Source organism: Geodermatophilaceae bacterium NBWT11 (assembly GCA_014218215.1).
Classification (GTDB): domain Bacteria; phylum Actinomycetota; class Actinomycetes; order Mycobacteriales; family Geodermatophilaceae; genus Klenkia.
This window is the reverse complement of the sequence record CP043652.1, coordinates 800,471-825,525: the sequence shown is the minus strand read 5'-3', so window position 1 is coordinate 825,525 and position 25,055 is coordinate 800,471. Positions and strand designations below refer to the sequence as shown.

General features: G+C 72.6%; 17 protein-coding genes. 11 read left to right on the top strand and 6 right to left on the bottom strand.

What is annotated here, in order from left to right; translation table 11 throughout:
- Positions 1-5: 5 nt before the first annotated feature.
- The 5 genes from F1C76_03865 to F1C76_03845 form a co-directional block, all read right to left on the bottom strand.
- Entirely contained in the window at positions 6-1,406 is a 1,401-nt protein-coding gene (locus F1C76_03865) for a hypothetical protein (protein ID QNG35842.1), read from the bottom strand.
- 167 nt (positions 1,407-1,573) lie between these two features.
- Positions 1,574-4,330: a 1,4-alpha-glucan branching protein GlgB gene (gene glgB / locus F1C76_03860; GenBank protein ID QNG35841.1), complete on the bottom strand. Its 2,757-nt coding sequence runs from the start codon at positions 4,328-4,330 to the stop codon at positions 1,574-1,576.
- Between the two features lie 55 nt (positions 4,331-4,385).
- Positions 4,386-5,753, bottom strand: coding sequence for a hypothetical protein (locus F1C76_03855; protein QNG35840.1), 1,368 nt, complete (start codon positions 5,751-5,753; stop codon positions 4,386-4,388).
- The gene (treS, locus tag F1C76_03850; protein QNG35839.1) at positions 5,750-7,579 is read right to left on the bottom strand and encodes a maltose alpha-D-glucosyltransferase; all 1,830 of its coding nucleotides are present in this window, start codon (positions 7,577-7,579) and stop codon (positions 5,750-5,752) included. Before treS ends, F1C76_03855 begins: the two co-directional genes overlap by 4 nt.
- Positions 7,580-7,632: 53 nt before the next feature.
- Positions 7,633-9,636 carry a DUF3416 domain-containing protein gene (locus tag F1C76_03845; protein ID QNG35838.1) on the bottom strand — a complete coding sequence of 668 codons (2,004 nt, stop codon included), beginning with the start codon at positions 9,634-9,636 and terminating at the stop codon, positions 7,633-7,635.
- 110 nt (positions 9,637-9,746) lie between these two features.
- Between F1C76_03845 and F1C76_03840 the strand changes: the two genes are divergently transcribed.
- From F1C76_03840 to F1C76_03825, 4 genes are all read left to right on the top strand, one after another.
- Positions 9,747-12,296: a glycosyltransferase family 1 protein gene (locus F1C76_03840; GenBank protein QNG35837.1), complete on the top strand. Its 2,550-nt coding sequence runs from the start codon at positions 9,747-9,749 to the stop codon at positions 12,294-12,296.
- Between the two features lie 96 nt (positions 12,297-12,392).
- Positions 12,393-13,415 carry an FHA domain-containing protein gene (locus F1C76_03835; protein ID QNG35836.1) on the top strand — a complete coding sequence of 341 codons (1,023 nt, stop codon included), beginning with the start codon at positions 12,393-12,395 and terminating at the stop codon, positions 13,413-13,415.
- 90 nt (positions 13,416-13,505) lie between these two features.
- A complete protein-coding gene (locus F1C76_03830; GenBank protein QNG35835.1) occupies positions 13,506-15,716 on the top strand; it encodes a carbon starvation protein A in 2,211 nt (736 codons plus the stop codon).
- The gene (locus F1C76_03825) at positions 15,713-15,892 is read left to right on the top strand and encodes a YbdD/YjiX family protein (GenBank protein ID QNG35834.1); all 180 of its coding nucleotides are present in this window, start codon (positions 15,713-15,715) and stop codon (positions 15,890-15,892) included. The genes F1C76_03830 and F1C76_03825 overlap by 4 nt, the downstream gene beginning before the upstream one ends.
- A gap of 4 nt (positions 15,893-15,896) precedes the next feature.
- Here F1C76_03825 and glgX read toward each other — a convergent pair whose 3' ends face one another.
- Positions 15,897-18,038 (bottom strand): glycogen debranching protein GlgX, encoded by a 2,142-nt coding sequence (gene glgX, locus F1C76_03820; GenBank protein ID QNG38994.1) that lies wholly within the window; start codon positions 18,036-18,038, stop codon positions 15,897-15,899.
- On the opposite strand from glgX, the gene F1C76_03815 reads away from it, so the two are divergent.
- From F1C76_03815 to F1C76_03785, 7 genes are all read left to right on the top strand, one after another.
- A complete protein-coding gene (locus tag F1C76_03815) occupies positions 18,037-18,891 on the top strand; it encodes an ABC transporter ATP-binding protein (protein QNG35833.1) in 855 nt (284 codons plus the stop codon). The genes glgX and F1C76_03815 overlap by 2 nt on opposite strands.
- 42 nt (positions 18,892-18,933) lie before the next feature.
- Positions 18,934-19,719, top strand: a complete 786-nt coding sequence (locus F1C76_03810; protein ID QNG35832.1) for an enoyl-CoA hydratase/isomerase family protein — start codon at positions 18,934-18,936, stop codon at positions 19,717-19,719.
- 206 nt (positions 19,720-19,925) lie between these two features.
- Entirely contained in the window at positions 19,926-21,035 is a 1,110-nt protein-coding gene (locus F1C76_03805) for an extracellular solute-binding protein (protein QNG38993.1), read from the top strand.
- The gene (locus tag F1C76_03800) at positions 21,011-21,925 is read left to right on the top strand and encodes an ABC transporter permease subunit (GenBank protein ID QNG35831.1); all 915 of its coding nucleotides are present in this window, start codon (positions 21,011-21,013) and stop codon (positions 21,923-21,925) included. The genes F1C76_03805 and F1C76_03800 overlap by 25 nt, the downstream gene beginning before the upstream one ends.
- Before the next feature lie 44 nt (positions 21,926-21,969).
- A complete protein-coding gene (locus F1C76_03795) occupies positions 21,970-22,782 on the top strand; it encodes an ABC transporter permease subunit (GenBank protein QNG38992.1) in 813 nt (270 codons plus the stop codon).
- Positions 22,782-23,867 carry an ABC transporter ATP-binding protein gene (locus tag F1C76_03790; GenBank protein ID QNG35830.1) on the top strand — a complete coding sequence of 362 codons (1,086 nt, stop codon included), beginning with the start codon at positions 22,782-22,784 and terminating at the stop codon, positions 23,865-23,867. The genes F1C76_03795 and F1C76_03790 overlap by 1 nt, the downstream gene beginning before the upstream one ends.
- A gap of 10 nt (positions 23,868-23,877) precedes the next feature.
- The gene (locus tag F1C76_03785; GenBank protein ID QNG35829.1) at positions 23,878-24,981 is read left to right on the top strand and encodes a PLP-dependent cysteine synthase family protein; all 1,104 of its coding nucleotides are present in this window, start codon (positions 23,878-23,880) and stop codon (positions 24,979-24,981) included.
- The last annotated feature ends 74 nt before the right edge of the window (positions 24,982-25,055 follow it).

The window sequence follows — 25,055 nt, the reverse complement described above, 5'->3', positions numbered from 1 at the left end:
GGGCCTCACAGCCCGCAGCTGGTGAGGCCCTGCAGGTAGCCGGTGCGGAAGACGTCGACGAGCTGGAACCCGCTGAGCCCGACGTCGGGGAACACCGTCCGGTCGGTGCCGTAGGTCAGCAGGAACTGCACGGCCTCGTCGAAGTCCCCGGGGGAGATGGTGATGCTGGGGACCTCGGCGTTCAGCACCGCACCGGAGAACGCGCCGGCCTGGCAGGCCGCCGACCGGATCGCGTCCTGGTCGTCGGTGGACAGCCCACGCTGCTCCCGGGCCGCCAGGCCGTAGGGGATGGCGACCGCGGTCAGCACGGCGTAGTCCCCGATGTCGCTGTAGGCCGGGTCGGCCAGGTCGACGGTGTCGTACCCGACGGTGTCGTCGGCGGCGCAGTAGTAGACGTTCGCGTCGGGGGAGACGCCCTCGCACTCCGGGGCGGTGCCCTCGAACGCCTCGATGGTGGGCGCGCTGAAGTCGGCGCCGAGGTCCTCGGGGAAGGAGTCCTCGTAGTACTCCGGGAGCGCGGACTCGATCAGGCTGGTGACCTCCTCGGGGGAGGCGTTGCCGCCGGACTGGGCCTCCTCGTCGGTCTGGAACTCGCCCTGGGTGAACCGTCGGTCGTCCTCGAAGCCGTCGCGGCAGGAGGCGACCCCGCCGTCGAAGCCCTGCTGGATGGCCGACACCCGGTCGAAGTAGGAGCCGTGGGCGCCGTCCTCCTCGACGCCGGTGCCCACCGGGTCGCGGACGACGATGTACCCGCGGAGCAGGTCGTCGAGGTCGGGTGCCCGGATGGTCTCGTGCGCGGCGTTGCCCTCGGAGACCCAGCGGGTCCAGGCGCCGGCGAAGCAGTCGGCCTGGGTCTCGGTGTTGATCGAGGTGTCGTCGGCCGGGTAGCCCTCGCGGCCCTGGATGGCGTGGCCGAACTCGTGCGCCATGACCAGCGCGGGCAGGAACCGCCCGTAGGTGTCGTAGAGCTCCTGCATGAAGACCCGGTCGTAGGCGATCGCGTCGCCCTCGGGGGCCTCCGGGGGGCAGTAGAAGGCGTTCTGCTCCACGTCGGCCGGGCCCGCGCCGCAGGGGAGCTCGTCGCCGTTCGGGTACTGCGAGGGGTCGAAGTCACCCGGGTCGACCGAGAAGTACCCGCCGGTGAGCTGGGGGAAGTCCTCGCCGTAGACCTCGGGGTAGACCTGCCCCCAGAAGGTGTTCAGGTCGGCGAAGGCGTTGCGGGCGGTGACGTCGGCCGGGCCGTCGCCGGCGCCGTAGATCTCGAACTCGGCCTGGGACACGTCCACGACCGCGGGCTCGGCGGAGGAGGCCTGACCGGGGACGATCGACGCGGCGCAGCCCGACAGGACGAGCGCCAGGGTCAGACCGCCGACAGCGGCGCCCACCGGGCGGGACGACGTGGACATGGTTCCCCGTTCTCGTCGGACCGGCAGGGGGCCGGGCGGCCCGCCCATCATGGCCGAGTCGCCCCCGGCCCGCATCGAGGCGCGGTGCCAGGACACCCGGGTGGGGGAACCCGGGACGTGCCACGGCCCGCCGTCCGGACGGGAGGGCGGGCCGTGGGCGCAGGTGCTCAGTCCTCGTGCAGGAACCAGACGGTGCCCAGCGGCGGCGCGGAGAGCGTCGCCGAGAAGGGCTGGCCGTGCCACGGCTCGGCGACGGCGTCCACACCGCCCAGGTTGCCGACCCCGGAACCGCCGTAGGCCTCGGCGTCGGTGTTCAGCACCTCACGCCAGCGCCCGCCCCGCGGCAGCCCGATGCGGTAGCCCTCGTGCGGCTGCCCGGCGAAGTTCGCCACGCACGCCAGTGCCTGCCCGCCCTTGCCGTAGCGCAGGAAGCTCAGCACGTTGCCCGCCGCGTCGTTGGCGTCGATCCACTGGAAGCCGGCCGGGTCGACGTCCTGGCTCCAGAGCGCCTCGTTCTCGGTGTACCGGCCGTTCAGGTCCGACACCAGCGACAGCACCCCCCGGTGCGCCGGGTCGTCGAGGTGCCACCAGTCCAGCGACCGGGACTCGGCCCACTCGCCGTCCTGGGCGAACTCCTGGCCCATGAAGAGCAGCTGCTTGCCCGGGTGGGCCCACATGTAGGCCAGGTAGGCCCGCAGGTTGGCCAGCTGCTGCCAGCGGTCCCCGGGCATCTTCCGCAGCAGGGAGCCCTTGCCGTACACGACCTCGTCGTGGCTGATCGGCAGCACGTAGTTCTCGCTGTAGGCGTAGACCAGGGAGAAGGTCAGCTGGTTGTGGTGGTAGACGCGGTGCACCGGCTGCTTCTCGACGTAGCCGAGCGAGTCGTGCATCCAGCCCATGTTCCACTTGAAGCCGAAGCCCAGGCCGCCCAGGTACGTGGGCCGGGTGACGCCCGGCCACGCGGTCGACTCCTCGGCGATGGTCATGACCCCGGGGACCTCGCGGTAGACCGTCGCGTTCATCTCCTGCAGGAACGCCACGGCCTCGAGGTTCTCCCGGCCGCCGTGCACGTTGGGCGTCCACTGGCCCTCTTCGCGGGAGTAGTCCAGGTAGAGCATCGAGGCCACGGCGTCCACGCGCAGGCCGTCGACGTGGAACTCCTTGAGCCAGTAGAGGGCGTTGGCGACCAGGAAGTTGCGGACCTCGGACCGGCCGAAGTCGAAGACGTAGGTGCCCCAGTCCAGCTGCTCGCCGCGCTGGGGGTCGCCGTGCTCGTAGAGCGAGGTGCCGTCGAAGCGGCCCAGCGCCCACTCGTCCTTGGGGAAGTGCGCGGGCACCCAGTCGATGAGCACGCCGAGGCCGGCCTGGTGGGCCTTGTCGACCAGATAGCGGAAGTCGTCGGGGACGCCGAAGCGGGCCGAGGGCGCGAAGTAGGAGGTGACCTGGTAGCCCCAGGAACCGCCGAAGGGGTGCTCGGCGACCGGCATGAACTCCAGGTGGGTGAAGCCGGCGTGCACCGCGTACTCGACGAGCTCGTCGGCGAGCTGGCGGTAGGACAGGCCCTGCTTCCACGACGCGACGTGCACCTCGTAGGCGCTGATCGGCCGCTCGTGCCAGTTGCCCTCGGCGCGGTCGGCGAGCCAGGCGTCGTCGGACCACTCGTACCGGGACTCGGTGACCACCGAGGCGTTCAGGGGCGGGACCTCGGTGGCGAAGGCCATCGGGTCGCTCTTCTCCCGCCAGACCCCGTCGGACCCCAGGACGTGGAAGCGGTAGCGCTGGCCGACCTCGACGCCGGGGACGAACAGCTCCCACACGCCGGAGGAGCCCAGCGAGCGCATCGGGAGCGCGCGGGCCTGCCACCAGTCGAAGTCGCCGGTCACCTTGACGCCGCGGGCGTTCGGGGCCCAGACGGCGAAGGAGGCACCGGTGACGGTGCCGCGGGCGGTGTCGTAGGAGCGCAGGTGCGCGCCGAGCACCTCCCAGAGCCGCTCGTGCCGACCCTCGCGGATCAGGTGCTGGTCGACCTCGCCCAGGGTCGGCAGCCAGCGGTAGGGGTCGTCGGCGGTGACGGTGGTCGTGCCGCCGTCCCCGTCGCCGTAGACGACCTCCACTCGGTAGTCGCCCGGCTGGCGGGGGAGCGACGCCTCGTACACGCCGCCGCCGTGCAGCTGGACGGCCTCGTACCGGCTGCCGTCCTCGTCGAGGACGGCGACGGACACCGCGTCCGGGCGCAGCGTGCGCACCGCCCAGCCGGTACCGGCCTGGTGAGCGCCGAGCAGGCCGTGCGGGTCGTGCGACCAGCCCTCGACCACGGCCCGCAGGGCCTCCCCGTCGACCGAGGTGCCGGTGCCCGGCTGCGGGTCGCTGACCGGGGCCAGCTCGACCGGCGGGGCCTGCTCGGGGGTGTCGTAGACCGTCGCACCGCCGGCGGGAGCCGCCGGCGTGCCGATCACGGCGGCGTGCCGACCCGGCTCGTCCTCACCGACCGGCACCGGCGGGGTGCTGACCGGGGGCGGGGGGGTGCGGGTGCGTCCCGCGGACGCCAGCGAGGTGGGCTCGGCAGCCGGGGCGTCGTCCACGTCCGGGCTGGTGGAGGCCGGGCTGATCTCGGTGGTCTCGGCCGGGGAGTCACCGCCCGTGCCGGCCTGCCGGCCGTCCTCGCGCGGCTCGGGGTGCGAGACCTCGGCCGGGTCGCCGTCCGGGGCCTCGGGCTGGGGGGCCGAGGGTGCCGAGGGGTTGCCGGGCTCGGCGATCGGGGCCGGCGCGATGACCGGGACGGCGGTGATGCCCTGGCCCGGGTTGCTCGGCCGGTCGCGCTCGGCCTGCTCGAGCTCCTCCTGGAAGGCCTTGGTCTTCTCCTCGACCGCGCGCTGCAGGTCCTGGGGGTCGAGCGGGTCCTGCGGGTCGTCCTGGGTGGTCATCGTCGCTCCGTCCGTCGTGTGCAGGGTGGGGGGCCGTCCCCGGTGCGCCGAGACCTCATCCGTCGGTCGCCAGCCGGGCCAGCGAGCTGAGCGGGATCATCAGCCAGTGCGGCCGGTTGCGCGCCTCGTAGACGCACTCGTAGACCGCCTTGTCCGCCTCGAAGGCCCGCAGCAGCGCCGACGCGGCGGGGTCGGTGCCGCTGGCTGCGGCGTACCCGGCGCAGAAGGCGCTCCGGTTGCGCTCTGCCCACTCCTGCGCGCGGTACGCGCGCTGCGGGTCGTCGGACTGCTCCACGAGCATGTGCTTGGCCGCGTAGTCGAAGGAGCGGAGCATCCCGGCGACGTCGCGCAGCGGGGAGTCCGGCTCCCGGCGGCTGGCCAGCGAACGGGCCGGCTCGCCCTCGAAGTCCAGCACGATCCAGCCGGTGGTCGTGCGCAGCACCTGCCCCAGGTGCAGGTCGCCGTGCACCCGCTGGACGGTCACCGGCTCGGTGGCCGCGGCGACGTCGGCGTAGAGGGCGCGCAGCCCCTCGGCGTGCTCGGCGAGCTCGGGGACGATCGCGGTGGCAGCGTCCAGCCGGGCGGTCAGCTGGGCCGCCAGCTCGGCGTACCAGCCCGGGGCGGCGGGCGCGGACGGGAGCACCGCGGCCAGGTCGCGGTGCACGCTGGCGGTGGCCTCGCCCAGCCGCTCGGCCTCCCCGGCGAAGTCCCCGCCCACCTCGTCGGCGTGCAGGTCGGCCTCGGCGTAGAGGTCACGCACGCTGGAGGTGGCCAGCCGCCAGCCGTCGCTGGCGTTGGGCACGAAGGACTGCAGGAACGCCACCGTCGCAGGCTCCGTGCCGGCGACCGGGTCGTCGATCTCCACGTGGCCCAGCAGCGGGGCGATGTGCGGGTTCTCGGTGCGGCGCAGCGCCTCGTGCACCTCGACGTCGGGGTTCAGCCCCGGCTCGAGCCGGCGGAACAGCTTCATGATCGCCGTCTCGCCGAACACCAGGGAGGTGTTGGACTGCTCGGTGGAGATCACGTCACCGGGCAGGCCCTCGGGGATGTAGGCGACCCCGGCCGGGTGGAAGTGCATCGGCCCCACGGTGGAGGCGGCCACGAGGTGGGTCAGCCACGGGACGGTGGCCTCCCGGTCACGCATCGCGTCGTAGGCGTAGCTCTCCCCGCCGGCGCCGCCGATCGAACCCACGAAGGCGTGCTCGAGGTCCTCGGCCGGGGTGTCCCGCCACGACAGCGGCACGAGGTAGAGCTCCTCGGCGCCGTCGGCGTAGGCCACCCGGACCCGGTGCACCGAGAGCGCGGGGGTGCTCTCGTCGAGGAAGAAGCCGTCCTCGGTGACGCCGGCCCACTCGCGGCCCTTGCCGCTGAACCAGCGCTGGTGCGGCATCCACTCGGTCAGCAGGTCGGTCAGTGCGTTCATCGGGTCCCCTCCAGGCCGAGGCCGCCGCTGCCACCGGGGGCGTCGTCGACCGAGCCGACGATGCCGGCGTCGAGCAGGTTCTGGGCCACGCTGGAGCTGGTGGCGGTCTCCCAGGCCTCGTCGTCCTCCGCGGTGGCCGCGGCGGTGGGCTTGGACAGCTCGAACCAGTAGAAGCCGTGCCCGGCCAGGGTGAGCATGTAGGGCAGCACCCCGATCTCGGGGAACTCCACCCGCCCGGTCAGCTCGACCGGCACGTACCCCTCGAAGCGGCGCAGGTCCAGCTCCACCGGCTGCGGGAAGCGGGACAGGTTGTTCACGCAGAGCACGACGTCGTCGCCGAACTCGCGGACGAAGGACAGCACCGTCGGGTTGCGCGAGCCGATCTCGGTGAAGCTCCCGACGCCGAAGGTCGGGTGCTCCTTGCGCACCGAGATCAGCGTGCGGGTCCAGTGCAGCAGCGAGTTGGAGTTGCGCAGCTGGCCCTCGACGTTGGTGACCTGGTAGCCGTACACCGGGTCGGCGATCAGCGGCAGGTGCATCCGCTGGGGGTCGGCGGTGGAGAACCCGCCGTTGCGGTCGGGGCTCCACTGCATCGGGGTGCGGACGCCGTCGCGGTCACCGAGCCAGATGTTGTCGCCCATGCCGATCTCGTCGCCGTAGTACATGACCGGCGAACCGGGCAGCGACAGCAGCAGGGCGGTGAACAGCTCGAGGGTGTCCAGGTCGTTGTCCAGCAGCGGGGCCAGCCGGCGACGGATGCCGATGTTGGCCTTCATCCGGGGGTCCTGGGCGTACTCCCCCCACATGTAGTCGCGCTCCTCGTCGGTGACCATCTCCAGGGTCAGCTCGTCGTGGTTGCGCAGGAAGATGCCCCACTGGCAGTTGTCCGGGATGGCCGGCGTCTGGGCCATGATCTCCGAGATCGGGAAGCGCTGCTCCCGGCGCACGGCCATGAACAACCGCGGCATGACGGGGAAGTGGAAGGCCATCTGGCACTCGTCGCCGTCCTCGCCGAAGTACTCGACGACGTCGGCGGGCCACTGGTTGGCCTCGCAGAGCATGACCCGGTCGGGGTACTCGGCGTCGACCACCCGGCGGACGTGCTTGAGGAACTCGTGGGTCTTCGGGAGGTTCTCGCAGTTGGTGCCCTCCTCCTCGAAGAGGTAGGGCACGGCGTCGAGCCGGAAGCCGTCGATGCCCAGGTCCAGCCAGAACCGCAGGGCGTCGATGATCGCCTCCTGCACCTTCGGGTTCTCGAAGTTCAGGTCGGGCTGGTGGCTGAAGAACCGGTGCCAGAAGTACTGCTTGCGCACCGGGTCGAAGGTCCAGTTCGACACCTCGGTGTCGACGAAGATGATCCGGGCGTCGGCGTACTCGGTGTCGTCGTCGCTCCACACGTAGAAGTCCCCGTAGGGACCCTCCGGGTCGTTGCGGCTGGCCTGGAACCACGGGTGCTGGTCCGAGGTGTGGTTCATGACGAAGTCGATGATCACGCGCATGCCGCGGCCGTGGGCCTGGGCGACCAGCTCGGTGAAGTCGTCGATGTCGCCGAACTCGGGGAGCACCGCGGTGTAGTCGGCGACGTCGTAGCCGCCGTCGCGCAGCGGGGAGGCGAAGAACGGGGGCAGCCAGATGCAGTCGACGCCGAGCCACTGCAGGTAGTCCAGCTTGCCGATCATCCCGCGCAGGTCGCCGATGCCGTCGCCGTTGCTGTCGGCGAAGCCGCGGACGAGCACCTCGTAGAAGACGGCGCGCTTGTACCACTCCGGATCGGCGCCGGGGGCGGGGAGACCCGGTCGGGCGGCGTTGGGGACGGGCACGGTCATGGGGAGGTCGGTCCTCGACTCTGGGTGTCTGGGGTGGCTGTCGGGGGTCGCGGTCAGCCGAACGGGGTGTGCCGGCGGACGGCGAAGACGTGCGCGGGCTCGCGGTAGGGGTCCAGCTCGACGTAGTTGAACTGGCCCCACTCGTACTCGTCGCCGGTGACCTGGTCGACCACGGTGAACCGGTCGCTCCAGTCCATCCCCAGCGCCGACAGGTCCAGGGCCGTGGTGCCGACCTGGGTGTGCTGGCTGGACAGCGAGACGACCACGAGCACGGCGTCGTCGGAGCCGGGATCGGTCTTGGAGAAACAGAGCAGGTTCTCGTTGTCGACCGGGTGGAAGGTCAGCGTGCGCAGCTGCTGCAGCGCGGGGTGCTCGCGGCGGACCCGGTTGAGCATCGTGAGGTAGGGCGCCAGCGAGCGGCCCTGGGCCTCGGCGGCGGCGTAGTCACGGGGCCGGAGCTGGAACTTCTCGGTGTCCAGGTACTCCTCGCTGCCCGGCTTGAGCGCGACGTGCTCGAAGAGCTCGAAGCCGGAGTAGACGCCCCAGGTGGGGCTCATCAGCGCGGCCAGCGCGGCCCGGATCTTGAACATCGGCGGGCCGCCGAACTGCAGCGACGCGTGCAGGATGTCCGGGGTGTTGACGAAGAAGTTGGGCCGCATGTAGTGCGCGGTCCCGGCCAGGTCACGGCCGTACTCCTCGATCTCCTGCTTCTCGGTGCGCCAGGTGAAGTAGCTGTAGCTCTGGGTGAAGCCGACCCGGGCCAGCTGGTGCATCATCGCCGGGCGGGTGAACGCCTCGGCCAGGAACAGCACGTCGGGGTCGGTCTTCTTGACCTCCCAGATCACCCAGTGCCAGAAGTTCAGCGCCTTGGTGTGCGGGTTGTCGACCCGGAACACCTTGACCCCGGCGGCGATCCAGACCCGCAGCACCCGCAGCGCCTCGGCGTAGATGCCGGCCGGGTCGTTGTCGAAGTTGATCGGGTAGATGTCCTGGTACTTCTTCGGCGGGTTCTCCGCGTAGGCGATGGTGCCGTCGGGCTTGGTGGTGAACCACTCCGGGTTGCTGGTCACCCACGGGTGGTCCGGCGCGGCCTGCAGCGCGAAGTCCAGCGCCACCTCCATGCCCAGCTCCCGGGTGCGGGCGACGAAGGCCTCGAAGTCGGCCATCGTGCCGAGCTCGGGGTGCACGGCGTCGTGGCCGCCGTCGGCGCTGCCGATGGCCCACGGGGAGCCGACGTCGCCGTCCTCGGTGGTGAGGGTGTTGTTCTTGCCCTTGCGGTTGACCGTGCCGATCGGGTGGATCGGGGGCAGGTAGACCACGTCGAAGCCCATCCCGGCGATCGCGGGGAGCCGCTCGGCCGCCTGGGCGAACGTGCCGTGCGTGGGCCGGCCGGCGACGACGGGGCCCTCGGAGCGCGGGAAGAACTCGTACCAGGAGCCGTAGAGCGCTCGGACCCGGTCGACCCAGACCTCGTAGCGGGGGGAGCGGGTGACCAGCCGGCGCACCGGGTGGGCGTGCAGGAGCTCGGTCATCGAGGACGCCAGCGCGGGGGAGAGCCGGGCGGTGAGCTCCAGGGAGGTGTCGCGCAGCGCGACGGCGGCCGCGGCCACGGCGCTGCGGTGCTCGCGGGGCACCGTCTTCTGCACCTCGTCGAGGAGAAGGGCGCCCTCCTCGAGGTCGTTGGCGAGGTCCTCGGCCCCCTGGCCGGCCTCGACCTTGACCTCGACGGCGTGGTGCCAGGTCGCGATCGGGTCGTCCCAGGCCTCGACCTGGTAGGTCCACAGGCCCTCCCGGTCGGGGACCACGGTCGCGGTCCACCGGTCGGGCTCGGGGCCGAAGGGGGCCATCCGCACCAGCGGCGGGCGGGTGGCCCGCTTGCCGGGGGTGGCGGGGGGGTTCCAGACCACGTTGGCCGCCACGGCGTCGTGCCCCTCGCGGAACACGGTGGCGGTGATCGGCACGTGCTCGCCGACCACGGCGCGGGACGAGAACGACCCGCAGGACACGACGGGGGCGACATCGGTGATGCCGAGACGGAGATCAGCGCGGCCAGTCATCGGCGTCACGCTATCGGCGTGCGGGAGCCGCGGCACGTCGGCGGTCCAGGGCCCGGGGGAGTGTGACGCAGGGCTCGGTGAGACCACCCGGGGCCGCTAGGGTCGGCGTCGTGCGAGCCCTCCGTCGACTCACCGTCCGAGCCTCCCTCCCCGAGGCACTGGCCCCGCTCTCCACGTTGGTGATGAACCTCCGCTGGTCCTGGCACCCGGAGACCCGCGACCTGTTCGAGACGCTGGACCCCGAGCTGTGGCGCACCTGCGGCAACGACCCCGTCCGGGTGCTCGGCGAGGTCTCCGCGCAGCGGCTGGCCGAGCTCTCCCGGGACCGCAAGTTCCTGCGTCGGCTCTCCGACGTCAGCGACGACCTGCAGGAGTACCTGGACGCCCCGCACTGGTACCAGTCCCTGGGCGCCGACGCGCCCGGGTCGATCGCCTACTTCTCCGCCGAGTTCGGCATCACCGAGGTGCTGCCGCAGTACTCCGGCGGGCTGGGCATCCTGGCCGGGGACCACCTCAAGGCCGCCTCCGACCTGGGCCTCCCGCTGATCGGCGTCGGGCTGCTCTACCGGGCCGGCTACTTCTCCCAGGGGCTGTCGGCCGACGGCTGGCAGCTGGAGCACTACCCGGCCCTGGACCCCCACGGCCTGCCGGTGAAGCTGCTGCGCGATGCCGAGGGTGCCGCGGTCGTCATCACCGTGCCGCTGCCCGAGGGCCGCACCCTGCACGCGCACGTCTGGCGCGCCCAGGTCGGCCGGGTCTCCCTCCTCCTGCTCGACAGCGACATCGAGGAGAACGCCCCGGCCGAGCGCGGGGTCACCGACCGGCTCTACGGCGGCGGTGAGGACCACCGGCTGCGCCAGGAGATGCTGCTGGGCATCGGCGGCGTGCGCGCCGTCCGCGCGTTCTGCTCCCTCACCGGCACCCCGCAGCCCGAGGTCTTCCACGCCAACGAGGGCCACGCCGGCTTCCAGGGCGTGGAGCGCATCCGCGAGCTCACCGAGTCCCACGGGCTGTCCTTCGCCGAGGCGCTGCAGGCCGTGCGCGGCGGCACCGTGTTCACCACGCACACCCCGGTCCCGGCCGGCATCGACCGCTTCCCACGGGCGCTCATCGAGCGCTACTTCGCGGGCTTCGGCGTCCCGGTGCACGAGCTGCTGCCGCTGGGCGCCGAGGAGGACGCCTCGAAGTTCAACATGGCGCACATGGGCCTGCGGCTGGGCCAGCGGGCCAACGGCGTCAGCGAGCTGCACGGGCACGTCAGCCGCGGCATGTTCGGTGACCTGTGGGCCGGCTTCGACGAGGACGACGTCCCGATCTCCTCGATCACCAACGGCGTGCACGCCCCGACCTGGACCGCGCGCGAGCTGGTCGAGCTGGGCACCCAGCGGACCAGCCAGGGCGACCCGGTCGACGTCACCGGACCGGTCCGGTTCGACGGGGTCGACCGGATCGACCCCGGTGACCTGTGGACGACGCGACGGCTGCTGCGCGGCCGGCTGGTCGACGAGGTGCGTCGCCGGGTGCGGGAGACCGCGCTGTCCCGCGGGGCGTCGGAGGCCGAGGTCGGCTGGACCGACTCGGTGTTCGACCCCGACGTGCTGACCATCGGGTTCGCCCGCCGGGTGCCCTCCTACAAGCGACTGACCCTCATGCTGCGCGACCCCGCGCGGCTCAAGGCCCTCCTGCTGGACCCCGAGCGGCCGATCCAGCTGGTCATCGCCGGCAAGAGCCACCCGGCCGACGACGGCGGCAAGCAGCTCATCCAGCAGATGGTGAAGTTCGCCGACGACCCGGAGATCCGGCACCGGATCGCGTTCCTGCCCGGCTACGACATCGGCATGGCCCGGTACCTCTACTGGGGCTGCGACGTCTGGCTGAACAACCCGCTGCGGCCGCTGGAGGCCTGCGGCACCTCGGGGATGAAGTCCGCGCTCAACGGCGGGCTCAACCTGTCCATCAAGGACGGGTGGTGGGACGAGTGGTTCGACGGCCAGAACGGCTGGGCGATCCCCACCGCCGACGGCGTCGCGGACGCCGACCGGCGGGACGACGTCGAGGCCCAGGCCATCTACGACCTGCTCGACCGGCAGGTGCTGCCCCGGTTCTACGAGACCGACCGGGACGGCGTGCCCACCCGCTGGGTCGAGATGGTCAAGCACACCCTCAAGGACCTCGGCCCCAAGGTGCTGGCCAGCCGGATGGTCGCCGACTACGTGCAGCAGCTGTACGTCCCGGCCGCGCGCAGCAGCCGGGCGCTGGCCGAGGGCGGCTACGCCGTGGCCCGTGACCAGGCGGCCTGGCGGGCGCACCTGCTGGGCAACTGGGGCAGCGTCCGGGTGGCCCACGTGGAGGCCACCGGGGTGGGGGACACCCCGGAGATCGGCTCGACCATCGACCTGCGGGCCGAGGTGGAGCTGCCGGGCCTGGTGCCCGCCGACGTCCAGGTGCAGGCCGCCTACGGCCGGGTCGACGACACCGACGGACTGCACGAGGTGACCACCGTGGCGATGACCCACGAGGCCACCGAGGGCTCCCGGCACTGGTTCACCTCGACGGTGCCGCTGGAGCGCACCGGCGCCTTCGGCTACACCGTCCGGGTGCTCCCGCACTCCGAGCACCTGGCCGACCCCGCCGAGCTGGGCGTGGTCAGCAACGCCTGAGCCTCACGGTGAGGGAGAGACCGGCGACACGCACGGGTCTCTCCCTCACCGGCACGGCGGATCACGTGATCGTCTTCGCGCCGTTAGTCTCGCCGCATGCCCGACCGCTGTGAGGTGCTCCCCGGAGACAACGTCGTCGCCCGCCGTGGCGGTGGCCTGCTGTGGGTGGACGCCCCCGGCTCGCCCGCCCTGGTGGCGACGCTGCACGCCTGCCTGGGGGTCTCGGGCCCCGGTGCCGACCGGGTGCTGAGCGCGGTCGCCGGTCAGGTCGGCGCGCTGGCCGACTCCGGTGCCTCCTTCGCCCTGGTCCTCGCCGACACCGCCGGTGGCTCGGGCTCCGGGGTGGCGCTCTGGTCGGGCAAGGGCCAGCCCTCGGTCGACGGCGTGCCGGTCTCCGGTCGCCAGGTCGACGGCGGCTGCACCCTGGCCGCCGGTTTCGACCTCGGCTCCTCCCTCTACGTCGGCCCCGGCTCCGCCCCGTCCCCGGTGCCCCCGGGCGTGGCCTACGACCTGGTCGAGGGCACCGTGCCCGGCAGCGGCGCCAGCCTGCAGCTGACCGCGGCCACCCCGCCCTCGGTCGCCGTCCCGGTCGCGGCACCGGTGAGCAGCCCGCCGGCGGAGCGCTTCTCCGCAGGCTCGGACTCCGGCTTCAGCGCCCCCGCCGCCCCGGCCCCCGAGCCGGCCGCGTGGGAGCCCGCCGCCGAGGAGCCCGCCCAGGCCCCGGCCCAGGCCGGTGGCGAGTCCACCGCGTTCTGGCAGCCGGACTCCCCGCCCGCGGCCCCGGTGCTCCGCTTCGACGACGGCATGGTCGTCACCGTGGACAACGACCTCGTGCTGGGACGACGTCCCGACGGCCACGAGCTGGTCACCAGCGGCACCGCCACCGCCGTGCCGATCGCCGACACCCAGAACGTGCTCTCCTCGGCCCACGCCGCGGTGCAGCGGGCCGGCCGCGAGGTCTCCCTGGTCGACCTGGGCTCCCTCAACGGCACCCACGTCGCGGGCCCCGAGGCCACCGAGTGGACCCAGCTGGAGCCTGGGGTGGCGCACGCGCTCTCCGACGGTGACCGGCTGCTGCTGGGCTGGACCGTCATCACCTTCGAGCAGCCCGCAGCCTGACCCACCCGGGCCCACGGGTCCGGTCACAGCCTCGTCACACTGTGGCGCCGTTGTGTCCCAGCTGTGTGAGCGGCGGCTAGGTTCCGCCGGGTGAGCACCGACACCGCAGCGCTGCGGACACCGGACGAGCCCGAGACCCGGCGGAGCCGTCGCCCCTCTGCGAAGGGGGTCGTCGTCTGGTCGCTGGTCGCCCTGGTCGGGGCGGTCTGCTGGACGGTGCTGGCGGTCTCCCGCGGGGAGTCGGTCAGCGCGCTGTGGATCCTGTTCGCCGCGCTGTCGAGCTACGCGATCGCCTACCGCTTCTACTCCCGGTTCATCGTGCGCAGGGTCCTGGAGGTCGACGACCGGCGGGCCACCCCGGCCGAGCGGCTGGAGAACGGCCGGGACTTCGAGGTCACCGACCGCCGGGTGCTCTTCGGCCACCACTTCGCCGCGATCGCCGGCGCCGGCCCGCTCGTCGGCCCGGTGCTCGCCGCCCAGATGGGCTACCTGCCCGGCACGGTGTGGATCATCGTCGGCGTCATCGCCGCCGGCGCGGTGCAGGACATGGTCGTGCTGTTCTTCTCGATGCGCCGCAACGGGCAGAGCCTGGGTCAGATGATCCGCGCCGAGATCGGCGTGGTCGGCGGGATCGCGGCGCTGATCGCCGTGTTCGCCATCATGATCATCATCCTGGCGGTGCTGGCGCTGATCGTGGTCAACGCGCTGGCCGAGTCGCCCTGGGGTGTCTTCTCGATCGCGCTGACCATCCCCATCGCGCTCTTCATGGGCGTCTACCTGCGGGTGCTGCGACCGGGCAGGGTGCTGGAGGCCAGCGCCATCGGCGTCGTCGCGCTGCTGGCCGCGATCATCGGCGGCGGGATGGTCGACGGCACCCCGCTGGGTGACGCGCTGACCCTGGACAAGACGACCCTGGTCATCGCTCTGGTGGTCTACGGCTTCGTCGCCTCCGTGCTGCCGGTCTGGCTGCTGCTGACCCCGCGCGACTACCTCTCCACGTTCATGAAGATCGGCGTCATCGTGCTGCTGGCCGTCGGGCTGGTCATCGCGATGCCGGTGCTGCAGGCCGACGCGGTGAGCAGCTTCGCCCTCGACGGCAACGGCCCGGTCTTCGCCGGCTCGCTGTTCCCGTTCGTGTTCATCACCATCGCCTGCGGTGCGCTCTCGGGCTTCCACGCGCTGATCTCCAGCGGCACCACCCCGAAGATGGTCGCCAAGGAGAGCCAGGTCCGGGTGATCGGCTACGGCGGCATGCTGATGGAGTCCTTCGTCGCGATCAGCGCGCTGATCGCGGCCTGCATCCTCGACCCGGCGCTGTACTTCTCGATGAACGCCCCGGCCGGTGCCACCGGCGGGACCGTCGAGGGCGCTTCGGCGTTCGTCGCCAACCTCGGCTTCAGCATCGGCCCGGCCGAGCTGCAGGCCGCCGCGGACACCATCGAGGAGTCCACGCTGGTCTCGCGCACCGGCGGCGCCCCGACCCTGGCGTACGGCATCTCGGAGATCTTCGAGACCGCGTTCGGTGGCGGGCTGCAGGCCTTCTGGTACCACTTCGCGATCATGTTCGAGGCGCTGTTCATCCTCACCGCGGTCGACGCCGGCACCCGGGTGGGCCGGTTCATGCTGCAGGACACGGTCGGCAACGTGTGGAAGAAGTTCGGCGACCTGACCTGGTGGCCGGCGAGCTGGATCGCCTCGGCCGTGGTCGTCGGCGCCTGGGGATACATCCTGTACGTCGGGGTCACCGACCCCCTGGGCGGGATCAACCAGCTCTTCCCGCTGTTCGGCATCGCCAACCAGCTGCTGGCCGCGATCGCGCTGACGCTGTGCACGGTGCTGCTGGTCAAGCACGGCAAGACCCGCTACGCGTGGGTCACCGGCGTCCCGCTGGCCTGGGTGCTGACCATCACGATGACGGCCTCGTTCCAGAAGGTGTTCTCCGCCGACCCCGCGGTGGGCTACTTCGCCCAGCGCGCCCGGTACGCCGACGCCCTGGAGCGCGGTGAGGTGCTCGCCCCGGCTGCCGACGGCGAGGCGATGCAGCAGGTGGTCACCAACTCCACGACGAACGGGGTGCTGCAGTCGGTCTTCGCCGTGTTGGCCCTGGTCGTGGTGCTCAACGGCGCATGGGTGATCGTTCGCGCCGTCCGTGCCGGTGGCCTGCCGACGACCGAGGTGCCCGCCGAGCCCAGCCGCATCGTCGAGCCGGCCGGGTTCTTCCCGACCGCCGAGGAGCGGGAGCTGCTGGACGCCGAGCGGGCGCGGCTGGCGGCCGAGCGGGAACCGTCGGGCCAGCAGTGATCCGACGGGCGTGGGCCGGCGTCCACTGGTACCTGCGCGCGCTGACGGGCGAGGACCGGTACGACCGGCACCTCGCCGCCTGCGCCGCGGAGGGCCGGGAGCCGATGACCCGCCGGGCGTTCGAGCGGCACCGCACCGACGTCGCCGCCGCGCACGCCCACGAGCGCTGCTGCTGAGGGCCTACGGGCGGCGGAGCACCCGCAGGGCCCAGACGCAGCGGCCGGGCATCTCGATCGGGCCGGGGCCGACGACGGCCGGCCGGGGTGGGGCGCCGGTGGGCCACTCGGTGGAGACGACGAACTCGTAGCCGTCGCCCCACGGCGCCTCGGGCAGGTGCACGGTGACCGGGTCGGGTCCGGCGTGCAGCCACACCAGCCAGGAGTCGTCGAGGACCGGGCGGCCCCGCTCGTCGCGGTGCCGGATGCCCCGGCCGTCGAGGTACATGCCGATGGTCTGCAGCCCGTGGTCGAACCAGTCCCGGTCGGTCAGCTGGCCGCCGCCGGGGGCGAACCAGGCCAGGTCGCGGGTGCCGCCGCTGCCGGCCACCTCGTGGCCGTCGAAGAACGCCTCCTGACGCAGCACGGGGGAGGCCTTGCGCAGCGCGGTCAGTCGGGACACGAAGGTCCACAGGTCGGGGTCGATCGACCCCCAGTCCAGCCAGGAGATCTCGTTGTCCTGGCAGTAGGCGTTGTTGTTGCCGCCCTGGGTGCGGCCCAGCTCGTCTCCGGCGGTGAGCATCGGGACGCCGGTGGACAGCAGCAGGGTCGCCAGCATGTTGCGCACCTGGCGGGCGCGCAGCTCGACCACCGCGGGGTCGTCGCTGGGGCCCTCGACGCCGCAGTTCCAGTTGCGGTTGTGGCTCTCGCCGTCCCGGTTGTCCTCGCCGTTGGCCTCGTTGCGCTTGTGCTCGTAGGTGACGAGGTCGGCCATCGTGAAGCCGTCGTGGGCGGTGATGAAGTTGACCGAGGCGAAGGGCCGCCGGCCGTCGGAGCGGTACAGGTCTGAGGAACCGGTGAGCCGGTAGGCCAGGTCCCGGACGCCGACGTGCGCCCCGCACCACACGTCGCGCACGGTGTCCCGGTACTTGCCGTTCCACTCGGTCCACAGCGGGGGGAAGTTGCCCACCTGGTAGCCGCCCTCGCCGATGTCCCACGGCTCGGCGATCAGCTTCACCTGCGACACCACCGGGTCCTGGTGGACGACGTCGAAGAAGGCCGACAGGCGGTCCACGTCGTGCATCGAGCGGGCCAGCGCCGAGGCCAGGTCGAAGCGGAACCCGTCGACGTGCATCTCGGTGACCCAGTAGCGCAGCGAGTCCATCAGCAGGGCCAGCACCTGCGGACGGCGGACGTCGAGGGTGTTCCCGCAGCCGGTGTAGTCGGTGTACCGGGCGCCGTGGCCGCTGAGCCGGTAGTAGCCGGCGTTGTCGATGCCCTTGAACGACAGCGTCGGGCCGGTGTGGTCGCCCTCGGCGGTGTGGTTGTAGACCACGTCCAGGATCACCTCGATCCCCGCGGCGTGCAGCGCCTTGACCATGGCCTTGAACTCGGTGACCTGCGGGCCTGCGGAGCCTGCGGAGGAGTAGGCGGCGTGCGGGGCGAAGTAGCCCAGCGTGTTGTAGCCCCAGTGGTTGGTCAGCCCGCGGCGCAGCAGGTGCGGCTCGGAGACGAAGTGGTGCACCGGCAGCAGCTCGACCGCGGTCACGCCCAGGGACACCAGGTGCTCGACGAACGCCGGGTGGGCCAGCCCCGCGTAGGTGCCGCGCAGCGCCGGGGGGACGTCGGGGTGCCGCATCGTCGCGCCCTTGACGTGCACCTCGTAGACGACTGTGTCCGACCAGGCGGTGCCCGGGCGGACGTCGCCGTCCCACGGGAACGAGTCGTGCACGACGACCCCGCGGGGGACGAAGGGCGCGGAGTCCAGCCGGTCGGCCGCGGCGGCGTCGGGGTGCCCGTCGGCGTAGCCGAACAGCGCCGGGTCGAGGGTCAGGTCGCCGTCGACGGCCCGGGCGTAGGGGTCCAGCAGCAGCTTCGCCGGGTTGTAGCGGGCGCCCGAGGCCGGGTGGTAGCCGCCGTGCACGCGGTAGCCGTAGCGCTGGCCCGGGCCCACGCCGGGCAGCCGGCCGTGCCAGACCTGGTGGGTGGTCTCCTGCAGCCGCTGGCGGTGCTCGGTGCCGTCGGGGTCGAACAGGCACAGGTCCACGGCCTGCGCGCCGGCCGACCAGAGGGCCACGTTGGTGCCGGTGCCGTCCCAGTGGGCACCCAGCGGTGCGGGACTGCCGGGCCAGACCTCGGGGGCTGCGCGATGGATCACCCGGCAGATGGTGCCCGAGTCGGACCCGCGCTCCCCGCAGGCGGGTTGGTTGGATGGGGGTGTGCCAGCTGACGAGGTCGTCCGGTTCCGCGGTGTCGACGTGGTGCGGGGGGAGTCCCACCTGCTGCGCGCCGTCGACTGGACGGTGCACTCCGACGAGCGCTGGGTGCTCCTGGGCCCCAACGGCGCGGGCAAGACCACCCTCATGCAGCTGGCCTCGGCGCAGATGCACCCCACCCGCGGTGAGGTCACCGTTCTCGGGGAGACCCTGGGCGCGGTCGACGTCTTCGAGCTGCGCACCCGCATCGGGCTCACCAGCGCCGCCCTCGCCCAGCGGATCTCGGGCACCGAACGGGTCGGGGACGTCGTCGTCTCCGCCGGGTACGCCGTCGTCGGCCGGTGGCGCGAGCGCTACGACGTCCACGACCTGACCCGCGCGGCGATGCTCATGGACCAGTGGGGCGTGGCGCCCTACGCGGGCCGGCCGTTCGGCACCCTGAGCGAGGGCGAGCGCAAGCGCACCCAGATCGCCCGGGCGCTGATGACCGACCCCGAGCTCCTGCTGCTCGACGAGCCCGGCGCCGGGCTGGACCTCGGCGGCCGCGAGGACCTGGTGTCCCGGCTCACCGACCTGGCCCGCGACGACCAGGCGCCGGCGCAGGTGCTGGTCACCCACCACGTCGAGGAGATCCCGCCCGGCTACACCCACGCGCTGCTGCTGCGCGGGGGCCAGGTGGTCGCCGCCGGCCCGGTGGACGACGTCGTCACCCCCGAGCTGCTCAGCGACACCTTCGGCCTGCCCCTGGCCCTGGGCCGGGTCCGCGGCCGCTTCACCGCACGTCGTGCGAGTCCACCGGCCTAGGGTCGAGCCGACGACGTCGTCCCACCACGAGGAGCACCGCACATGGCCGAGCCGGAGTTCGTGACCCTGCAGGTCGAGGACGGGGTGGGCACGATCCGCCTCGACCGCGGCAAGATGAACGCGATCGACGAGCAGCTGCACTGGGAGGTCCGGGCCGCCGCGCAGGAGTGCGCCAGCCGCGCCGACGTCCGGGCCGTGGTGCTCTACGGCGGGGAGCGGGTCTTCGCCGCCGGTGCCGACATCAAGGCGATGGCCCAGCTGACCGGGTCCTCGATGGTCGCCTGGGGCCGGGAGCTCACGCACTCCTTCCGCGAGGTCACCCGGATCCCGAAGCCCGTCGTCGCCGCGATCACCGGCTACGCCCTCGGCGGTGGCTACGAGCTGGCGCTGTGCGCGGACTTCCGGGTGATGGGCAGCTCGGCCAAGCTCGGCCAGCCCGAGATCCTGCTCGGGGTCATCCCCGGCGCCGGCGGCACCCAGCGACTGGCCCGGCTGATCGGCCCGGCGAAGGCCAAGGACATCGTCTTCACCGGCCGGCACGTGGGCGCCGAGGAGGCCCTCGAGCTCGGCATGGCCGACGCGGTGGTGGCCGACGACGAGGTCTACGCGACCGCCGTGGCGATGGCGCGCAAGTTCGCCGCCGGTCCGCCGCTGGCCCTGGCGGCCGCCAAGCGGGCCATCGACCTGGGTCTGGACGGCACCCTGGACGCCGGTCTGGAGCTGGAGTCCGAGCTCTTCGCCGGGCTCTTCGACACCGAGGACCAGAAGACCGGGATGGCCTCGTTCCTGGAGAACGGCCCCGGGAAGGCGACCTTCACCGGTCGCTGAGCACGCGCCGGTGGACGGCCCGGGAGCGAGACCACCCGGGCCGTCATCGGTTCGTCACGTCCCCGTTGCTGTCCATGCGGCCCGCAGCGGGCTACTTTCCGCAGGTCACGTCTGTGCGCCGCGTCTCCAACCACGGGGTCGCGACGGCCGGGCGGACCACGGAGGAGCCGAACGTGAACAGGACCACCCTGCGAGCCACGACCGCGATGGTCGCGGCGGGACTCGCCCTCACCGCCTGCGGATCCAGCGACAGCGGGTCCGGCGGCGGCTCGGACAGCGACGCCGCCTCGGCCACCTCCCTCGACGACTTCGGCGACATGGACGCCCTCGTCGCGGCTGCGCAGGCCGAGGGCACGCTCAACGTCATCGCGCTGCCCCGCGACTGGGCCAACTACGGCACCATGCTCGACGAGTTCAGCGAGCTGTACGGCATCGAGATCAACTCGGCGACGCCCGACGGCTCCAGCCAGGACGAGCTCAACGCCGTGACCAGCCAGCGCGGCCAGGAGCGGGCCCCCGACGTGCTCGACCTGGGGACGGCGTTCGCCCAGCAGGCAGCGGCCCAGGACCTGCTCGCGCCCTACCAGGTGGCCACCTGGGACGAGATCCCCGAGGACCAGAAGGACCCTGACGGGCTCTGGTACAACGACTACGGCGGCTACATCTCCATCGGCTGCAACGCCACCGTGATCGAGGTCTGCCCGACCACGATGGAGGACCTCCTCGACCCGCAGTACGCCGGTCAGGTCGCCCTCAACGGCAACCCGACGCAGGCCGCGGCCGCCTTCGGTGGCGTGTGGGCGGCGTCGCTGGCCAACGGCGGCAGCCTGGACGACATCGGCCCCGGGATCGACTTCTTCGTCGACGTCAAGGACGCCGGGAACTTCAACCCGGTCGAGATCACCCCGGCCACCATCCAGTCCGGGGAGACCCCGCTGGCCATCGACTGGGACTACCTGAACTCCGGGCTCACCGACACGCTGTCCGAGCAGGGCGTCGAGTGGCAGGTCAACGTGCCCACCGACGGCCTCTTCGGTGGCTACTACAGCCAGGCGATCAGCGCCTTCGCCCCGCACCCGGCCGCCGCGCGGCTGTGGCAGGAGTACCTGTACTCCGACGCCGGGCAGAACACCTGGCTCGAGGGCGGCGCCCGCCCGGTCCGGCTCCCCTCGATGCAGGAGGACGGCACCGCAGACGCCGACGCACTGGCCGCGCTGCCCGCCGTGGAGGGGACCGCCGAGTTCCCGACCGAGGCGCAGCAGACCGCGGCCCAGCAGGTCGTGGCCGGCCGGTGGAACCAGGAGATCTCGGGCTGAGCACCAGCACCACCCCGCGGCGGTCCCGGGGGCGGCGAGCAGGTCTGCTCGCCGCCCTCGGGACGGTGCCGTTCTTCGGCTACCTGGCGGTCTTCCTGCTGCTGCCGATCGGGGTGCTCGCGGTCGAGGCGTTCCGCGCCACCGACCCGGTGACCTACCAGGAGTCCTGGTCCACCGACTCCATCGTCGCCGTCACCGACGGCGCCTACCGGCGTGCCTACCTGGGCAGCCTGCAGCTGTCGGCCACCACGGCGCTGCTGGCCGCCGTCCTCGGGCTGGCGCTGGCCGTGGCCGTGCTCCAGGCGAAGCGGGGCCGGCTGCTGCGCCGGCTGGTGCTCACCGCCTCGGGCGTGCTGGCCAACTTCGGCGGCATCCCGCTGGCGTTCGCGTTCATCGCCACCATCGGCACCAGCGGGGTGGTCACCGCGCTGCTGGGCGACCTCGGCGTCGGGCTGGGCGGCTTCTCGCTGTACTCGATGACCGGGCTGGGCCTGGTCTACCTCTACTTCCTGGTCCCGCTGATGGTGCTGACGATCGTGCCGGCGCTGGAGGGCCTGCGCCCCCAGTGGCGGGAGGCCTCGGACAACCTGGGTGCCAGCAGCTGGCAGTACTGGCGCCACGTGGGCGGCCCGGTGCTCGCCCCTCCGGTCATCGGCGCCACGATGCTGCTGTTCGCCTCGGCGTTCGCCGCCTACGCCACCGCCCGCGCCCTGGTCGGCTCCAGCGTGCCGCTGGTGCCGCTGCAGATCGCCGACGCGCTGAGCTCCAACGTGCTGGTCGGCTCGGAGAACCTGGGCAAGGCCCTCGCGCTGGGCATGGTCGTGCTGGTCGGCATCGTGATGGTCTTCTACACCTGGGTCCAGCGGCGCACCCAGCGGTGGCTGCAGTGACCGCGACCATCCCGACCACGGTCGCCCCGGAGGCCGCGCCGCGCGTGCGCCGCCGCGGCAACGGGGCCTGGCGGGTCGTCGTCCTCGCGGTGCTCGGGCTGTACTTCCTCATCCCGATCGCGGCCTCGGTCTGGTACTCCTCGCGCAGCAACGGCGAGCTGACCGCCGAGTTCTACACCGGCATCCCCAGCGCCCCGGGCTTCGCCGAGGCCTTCGGCCGCTCGCTGACCCTCGCCGTCCTCACCGTGGTCATCTCGCTGCTGCTGATGCTGCCGACGATGGTGCTCATCGACCTGCGGTTGCCCCGGCTGCGGTCGACGGTGGAGATCCTCACGCTGCTCCCGCTGGTGCTGCCGCCGATCGCGCTGGTCGTCGGGGTGCGCAGCGTGCTCGCCTGGGCGCCGGACTACTTCTACGGCACCCCGCTGGCCGATGCGTTCTTCGCCCTCCAGGAGCCCTCGCTGCCCTGGATCCTGGTCCTGGTCTACGTGGTGCTGGCGCTGCCGTTCGTCTACCGCGCGCTGGACGCCGGCATCCGCTCGGTGGACCTCAAGACCCTCACCGAGGCCGCCCGCAGCCTGGGGGCCTCCTGGCCGCGGGTGCTGGTGGGCGTCGTCCTGCCGGTGCTGCGCACCTCGGTGCTCAACGCCGCGTTCCTCACCCTGGCCCTGGTGCTGGGGGAGTACACGATCGCGGTGATCCTGGGCTTCCAGACCTTCCCCACCTGGATCGTGGAGATCGCCGGGTCCCAGCCGCAGCTGTCGGTGTCGGTCTCGGTGCTCTCCCTGGTCGTCACCTGGGGCCTGCTCCTGCTCATCTCCGCGCTGGACCGCCGCCGTGCGGGGAAGGACTCCTGATGACCACCACCACGGACAGACCCGCCGGGGTCGAGGCGCTGCGCGACACCCCCGGCGTCGGGGTCCGGCTGGCCGGGCTGACCCGCCGCTACGGCGACGTGCTCGCCCTCGACGGGCTCGACCTGGACATCGCCGGGGGTGAGTTCCTGGCGCTGCTGGGGCCCTCGGGCTGCGGCAAGACCACCGCGCTGCGGGCCATCGCCGGCTTCGAGCGGCCCGACGACGGTCAGGTGCTCATCGACGGCCGGGACGTCACGGACACCCCGCCGTCCAAGCGGGACATGGGCATGGTCTTCCAGGCCTACAGCCTGTTCCCCAACCTGACCGTGGCCGAGAACGTGGCCTACGGGCTGCAGGTGCGGCGGCGTCCGGCCAAGGAGCGCAAGGCCCGGGCCGCGGAGCTGCTGGAGCTGGTCGGGCTGGCCGCGAACGCCGGCCGCTACCCGCACCAGCTCTCCGGCGGGCAGCAGCAGCGCGTCGCGCTGGCGCGGGCGCTCGCCGTCGCCCCCAAGGTCCTGCTGCTGGACGAGCCGCTCTCGGCGCTGGACGCCCAGGTGCGGGTGCAGCTGCGCGAGGAGATCCGGCGGATCCAGCTCGAGCTGGGCATCACCACCGTCTTCGTCACCCACGACCAGGCCGAGGCGCTCTCGGTGGCCGACCGGGTCGGCGTGCTGCGGGCCGGTCGGCTGGAGCAGGTGGCCGGCCCCGACGAGCTGTACGAGCGGCCGGCGACGGCGTTCGTGGCCGAGTTCGTCGGCACGATGAACCGGGTGCCGGCGACCCGGTCCGGTGACGGGGTGGAACTGCTCGGCGTCCGCCGCCCGGTGGTGGGGCCGGTGCCGTCCGCCGGGGACGTCGTGGCGCTGGTGCGGCCGGAGTCCCTGCTGGTCCGCGAGGACGACGCCGGCGTGGGCCGGGTCGTGACCCGGACCTTCTCCGGTGCCTCCACCCGGTTGGCGGTGGCGCTGCCCGACGGCAGCGAGGTGGTGGCCGACGTGGCCAGTGCCGACAGCCAGCGGCTGACCCCGGGCACCGCGGTCACGGTCACCCCCGCCGAGCGGCCGGTGCTCGTCAGCGCGGTGTGAGGATGCACGGGTGAGTGCCCCCGATCGCCCCGCCCACCTCGACCGCTGCGACGACGACGGACGGGCCTGGCTGGAGCGGGCGGTCGCGCTGGTGGAGGCCGACGCCCGGCGCAGCGCGGACACCCACCTGCTGGTGTACCCGTTGCCGCCGGAGTGGGGCGTGCACCTCTACCTCAAGGACGAGTCGACCCACCCGACGGGCAGCCTCAAGCACCGGCTGGCCCGCTCGCTGTTCCTGCACGCGCTCTGCTCGGGCTGGATCTGCCGGGGGAGCACGGTGGTGGAGGCCTCGAGCGGGTCGACGGCGGTGAGCGAGGCCTACTTCGCCCGGATGCTCGGGCTGCCCTTCGTCGCGGTCATGCCCGCCTCCACCAGCAGGGAGAAGATCGCGCTGATCGAGGGCCAGGGTGGCCGCTGCCACCTGGTCACCGACGCCGGCACCGTCTACGACGAGGCCCGCAGGATCGCCGGCGAGACCGGCGGGCACTACCTGGACCAGTTCACCCACGCCGAGCGGGCGACCGACTGGCGGGGCAACAACAACATCGCCGAGTCGGTCTTCGAGCAGTTGTCGGCCGAGGAGCACCCGGTGCCCGACTGGGTGGTCGTCGGTGCGGGCACCGGGGGCACCAGCGCGACCATCGGCCGGTACGTGCGCTACCGCCGACTGCCCACCCGGCTGGCCGTCGTCGACCCCGAGGGCTCGGCGTTCTTCCCCGGCTGGCGGGACGCCGACCCGACCGCGACCGGGCGGCCCTCCCGGATCGAGGGCATCGGGCGACCGCGGGTGGAGCCCTCGTTCGTGCCGACGATCGTCGACCGGATGTTCTGCGTGCCCGACGCCGCATCGCTGGCCGCGATGCGGCACCTGGAGCAGGTGACCGGCCGGCGGGCCGGCGGCTCCACCGGCACCAACCTGTGGGGGGCCTTCCAGCTGGTGGCCGAACTGGTCGCGGCCGGGCGCACCGGCAGCATCGTGACGCTGCTCTGCGACGGGGGCGAGCGGTACGCCCACACCTACTACTCCGACGACTGGATCGCCGGGCAGGGCCTGGACCTCGCGCCGCACACCGCGACGCTGGAGCACTTCGCCGCCACGGGGGAGTGGTCGTGAGCGGGGTCACCGACGAGCCCCGTCCGGCCGCACGTTACCCGCGGGTAACGTCCATCATCGGAGCCAGTGCGGGC

Bases quoted from the DNA above. Each gene is read 5' to 3' on its own strand.
- treS (QNG35839.1), bottom strand. From the start codon at position 7,579: ATGACCGTGCCCGTCCCCAACGCCGCCCGACCGGGTCTCCCCGCCCCC.
- F1C76_03835 (QNG35836.1), top strand. From the start codon at position 12,393: ATGCCCGACCGCTGTGAGGTGCTCCCCGGAGACAACGTCGTCGCCCGC.
- F1C76_03855 (QNG35840.1), bottom strand. From the start codon at position 5,753: ATGAACGCACTGACCGACCTGCTGACCGAGTGGATGCCGCACCAGCGC.
- F1C76_03815 (QNG35833.1), top strand. From the start codon at position 18,037: ATGGTGCCCGAGTCGGACCCGCGCTCCCCGCAGGCGGGTTGGTTGGAT.
- F1C76_03865 (QNG35842.1), bottom strand. From the start codon at position 1,406: ATGTCCACGTCGTCCCGCCCGGTGGGCGCCGCTGTCGGCGGTCTGACC.
- glgB (QNG35841.1), bottom strand. From the start codon at position 4,330: ATGACCACCCAGGACGACCCGCAGGACCCGCTCGACCCCCAGGACCTG.
- F1C76_03790 (QNG35830.1), top strand. From the start codon at position 22,782: ATGACCACCACCACGGACAGACCCGCCGGGGTCGAGGCGCTGCGCGAC.
- F1C76_03810 (QNG35832.1), top strand. From the start codon at position 18,934: ATGGCCGAGCCGGAGTTCGTGACCCTGCAGGTCGAGGACGGGGTGGGC.
- F1C76_03845 (QNG35838.1), bottom strand. From the start codon at position 9,636: ATGACTGGCCGCGCTGATCTCCGTCTCGGCATCACCGATGTCGCCCCC.
- F1C76_03805 (QNG38993.1), top strand. From the start codon at position 19,926: ATGGTCGCGGCGGGACTCGCCCTCACCGCCTGCGGATCCAGCGACAGC.